The 4211-nt window shown below is 50.9% G+C and carries 4 protein-coding genes; 3 read left to right on the forward strand and 1 reads right to left on the reverse strand.

Features of this window, described 5'->3' with window-relative positions:
• Nucleotides 1–95: 95 nt before the first annotated feature.
• Complete coding sequence (locus ACY69O_RS07580; protein ID WP_462332864.1) at nt 96–353, reverse strand: HPr family phosphocarrier protein; 258 nt, start codon at nt 351–353, stop codon at nt 96–98.
• 275 nt (nt 354–628) lie between these two features.
• On the opposite strand from ACY69O_RS07580, the gene ACY69O_RS07585 reads away from it, so the two are divergent.
• From ACY69O_RS07585 to ACY69O_RS07595, 3 genes are all read left to right on the forward strand, one after another.
• Complete coding sequence (locus tag ACY69O_RS07585) at nt 629–1762, forward strand: hypothetical protein (protein ID WP_462332865.1); 1134 nt, start codon at nt 629–631, stop codon at nt 1760–1762.
• 20 nt (nt 1763–1782) lie between these two features.
• Nucleotides 1783–2646: a PRC-barrel domain-containing protein gene (locus ACY69O_RS07590; protein WP_462332866.1), complete on the forward strand. Its 864-nt coding sequence runs from the start codon at nt 1783–1785 to the stop codon at nt 2644–2646.
• Nucleotides 2647–2718: 72 nt separating this feature from the next.
• Nucleotides 2719–3975: a VanW family protein gene (locus ACY69O_RS07595; protein ID WP_462332867.1), complete on the forward strand. Its 1257-nt coding sequence runs from the start codon at nt 2719–2721 to the stop codon at nt 3973–3975.
• Nucleotides 3976–4211 lie beyond the last annotated feature (236 nt).

Consider the following 4211-nt stretch of genomic DNA (forward strand, 5'->3'; position numbering starts at 1 on the left):
AACGAATACGGTCCGGACCCGCTGGATTGATTCATTTCAGAACACAAAAATCCCTTCGATACAAATTTGTACCGAAGGGATTTTTTAGCATGGTATTATTTTTCTCCAGTCAAGTACGCACCCAATGCTTTGACTGCCTGCTCCTCGTCCGGGCCTTCAGCCTGAATGGTGACCTCGTCGCCCTTTTCCGCGCCAAGGCCCATGAGCCCTACTATGCTCTTTGCAGGAGATGTTCTCCCGTGCGCCGAAACATCAATGCGCGATTTGAAAGCTCCCGCCGCTTTTACGAAAATACCTGCCGGGCGCGCGTGCAGTCCTGTCTCAAGCGCAACCTTGAACACTTCTTCCTTCATAAAACACTCCTCCTTGTCTTTATCAGCCCACTCGTTACCTATATAGGTCTGCTGTCACTAAATAAGTTCTAAAATTTCCTTCAAAAAAGAAAATTCAATGTAAAACACGTTTCCTTTCTCCCTACAAAGATGATATACTATAGAGAGATTTTCTGCCATAATTTTTTTACTATTATGGCAAGACTTTACCGGCTCCCGTCAAAATGCGTTTAGATGGGTAATACTGTGGAAGCGTGGTGAGTCCTTTGGATTATTTCCTGCTGGCTTTTTTTATCATGATTGTCAGCACCCTACTTCTATATAAAGCCGCAAAATATTTCGGCCTCAAGGTGGACCGATGGGCTCTTGTCATGTGTGCAGTGCTCGCGGTGGCTGTTAACTTTGCCGCCATCATCGTTGCCCTGAATATGACAATCAGCTATGTTATGGTCATCGTGGCCTTTGTTTTGGTTGCGTCGGCTGCCGTGACGGGATTCAACGAATACCGAATCCGAAGAACTGTTCTGGCTGCCGGAATGCAGGAGGACGCCCCGCTTGCGACCTTCGGGGAAGAAGACGGGGAAACGGAAAGCTCCGAAGAAACCGAAGAAGAACAGGCAGCAGAAGAACCTGCTGCGAAATCGGCTGAGACTGCTGAAGCATCCCCCGTGGAAGAGCCTGCTGAAGCAGAACAGAACCCCGAACCTGAACCTGAGCCGGAGCCTGCTGAGGAAGAATCTTCCGCAGAGGAAACAGAGCCTGATTCAGAGATTATCGGTGAGGTTTCCGCCGCAGATATTGTTCCTGAAGCAGCAGCTGCAGAGGATGCACCCGAAGCAGAGACCGAAGCCGAAGAAGAAACCGGAGCAGAGGAAGAAGCTGAAACTGCACCTGGCGAGCCTGAGGAAGCCGAAGAGGCTGACGAAGAAGCCGCAGATACAGAGGAAGCAGAAGCTGCTGAAGAATCCGAGGAAGCCGACAAGGCAGAACCCGAACCCATTGAGGAATCGGAGGAAGAGCCTGCAGAGCCGCTTCCGGAGACACTCGAAACTCTGGACGACTACCTCGATTACGCTCAGGAGCAGAAGACCTCCGGCACGTACAAGCTCGCCGCCGCAGCCTACAGAAAGGCTCTCGATGTTTATGGCGACGACCCGTATACGCCGTTCGTTGTTATCGACCTCGGAAATCTCTACAAGGATATCGGCTCCTATAACAAGGCCGCCGACGTCTACGAGGAAGCCCTTTCGCTTCCGATTTTGAAAGGCCAGACCGATATACAGGCAGAGTTCAAAAAGAACATACGCTACCTGCATACCGTTTCTCATATATTAACCCGGCACAATGTGCCAAATACACCATTCCGTAAAATCCCGCCGGAATATGTGAAGGAGATTGAAATCTCCTTCAAAGAAAACCGGACGGATTAAACACACAGGAGGAATTACCAATGACCAAGAAAAGTGTAGAAATCCTGAATTTACCAATCATCAGCATTTCGGAAGGCCGCGAGCTCGGCATGAGCAAAACGCTTCTTATTGATGCGAAAAACGGCGCTGTCGCTGCTATCACAATCGAGGACGAAGACTGGTACCGCGGCGTAAAGCTTCTGCCGTACTCTTCCGTTATTGCAATCGGTCACGATGCAGTAACCATTACTTCCAGCGAAAATATTCTTACGCTTGAGGATGCAAGCGATTACGAGCCTATGCTCGATGCAAACATCCGTGTCATCGGAACTAAGGCTATCACAAAATCCGGTACGATTCAGGGTAAAGTCACTGAAATCTTTATCGGTGAGGGCGGCAAGGTCGAGAAATGCGAAGTTACGGCTGCCGACGGCTCCACATCCGAAATCAGCTCTGATCAGGTTTCCATTTTCGGTAAACAGGTAACTGTCATTGACCCTCCTGAGGAAAGCGAAAAAAAAAATGAACCAGTAGCACCGGCACCGGCTGCAGCTCCTGCTCCGGCAGCACCTGCTCAGGAAGAGAAAAAGGAAGAAGCTCCTGCTCCTGAAGCAAAACCGGAGCCGAAACCGGAACCAAAGCCTGAACCACAGCCGGAGCCTAAAAAAGAAGAAGCTCCGAAACAGGAACCGGAAAAACCGGCAGCTCCGTCCAAGGAAGCCGCTGCAGACAAGGCATCTGAGGAACGTCACCGCCGTTTCCTGCTCGGTAAGAAGGCTGCACGTGATATCGTAACGGACAACGGTGTTGTAATCGTTAAAGCCGGCGCGGATATCACCGAGGAAGTTCTCCAGAAAGCAAAACTTGCAAACAAGTTCATTGAGCTTTCCATGAACATCCAGTAACAATAAGAAAAAACGCCGTGCGGCATAAGCTGCACGGCATTTTTGATGAAAGGAGAAAGCGTACCCATACCAATGAAAACATCACGGCTGTTACTGATATTTACGGCATTCTGCCTTTTAATCGCTTTGCTTCTTTCCATATCGTTTTTCAGTCTTATTTTCGGATTTATTCAGCAGGACAGGCTTGCCTTCGGACTCCGTTTCGACGATAAACCCGTGACAGGGCTTACAAAAGCAGAGGCACAGCACCTTTTCGAAGCAAAAGCAAAGGCCCTTATTCCTGAAACACCCATAGTTCTCACGGACGGGAAAAGACAGTTCCCCATATCCGCCGCCTCAATAGGCCTCACCGCGGATACTGAAACCGCTTTGGAAAAAGCCTTCTCCACAGGAAGAAGGGGCCTCGTGCTGCAGCGGACAGTTGATGCCCTTGACTGCGCCATACGCGGACGGACCATTAAGCTGAAGGGCGTATGGGACGACGCCTTGCTTACTGCGGAGCTGCAAAGGATAAAGGACTCCATAGACCGCCCTGCCACAGAAGGACTTGTCTGGATTGACAACGCGGGCATACACCGCCGCCCTCCCGAAGAAGGGTACACGGTAGATGTTTCCTCGCTGAGGGATAACATATCCGAAATGCTCACAGACCTTCGCGTTCCACATACAATCGAGCTCCCTGTTGAAACCGTAAAGCCGAAGGCTTCCAAGGAAATGTTCGCTTCAATAAACACCACTCTGTCAGAGTTCTCGACCTCTTATGCTCCCAACAGCAACCGAGGGGAAAATATCGAGATTGCCGCGTCAAAGCTCGACCACAATCTGATTATGCCCGGAGAGGAATTTTCCTTTAACAGTGCCGTAGGCGGACGCGTCATCAGCGAGGGCTATCTGGATGCCCCGGTTATTATTGACGGCAAGGTTGAGCAGGATATAGGCGGCGGAGTATGTCAGGTAAGCTCCACCCTCTACAACGCGATTCTTCTCGCAGGGCTGACGCCCACCGTGCGCACCTCGCATTTTTATCCGTCGGACTACGTTCCCGCGGGACTTGATGCCACGGTAGCCGACGGACAGATTGACTTCTGCTTCAGGAACGACCTGCCCCACAGTGTCTATCTTCTCGCAGGAGCCAACGGGGGCACCCTTACCGTCGCCGTCCTGGGCTCGTCTGCCGACGCGCGGGAATACGGACTCACCACGGAGATTACGGGGCCTAACCCCACTGTGGACGCCTACCGCCTAACCTACGAAAACGGCGCGGTCGTAGACAGCGAATATCTGCATACGGATAATTACGACATTCCGCAGGAAAATAACGTACACTAAATAAATAATCTATCTACCCTGCCGAGAGATTTTTTCGCCAGTCACTTTGACACAGCATGACGGAAAAAGACACGGCAGTGACGCAAGGAGGAATGATGATATGTTCAACAAAATCGAACCTAAAGAGATCACCCGCAACCCCTTCACCCTTATCGGTGACGACTGGATGCTCGTTACCGCCGAAAAAGACGGCAAAGCAAACACCATGACTGCCTCCTGGGGCGGTGTCGGCATAC

Source organism: Schwartzia sp. (in: firmicutes), assembly GCF_978017985.1.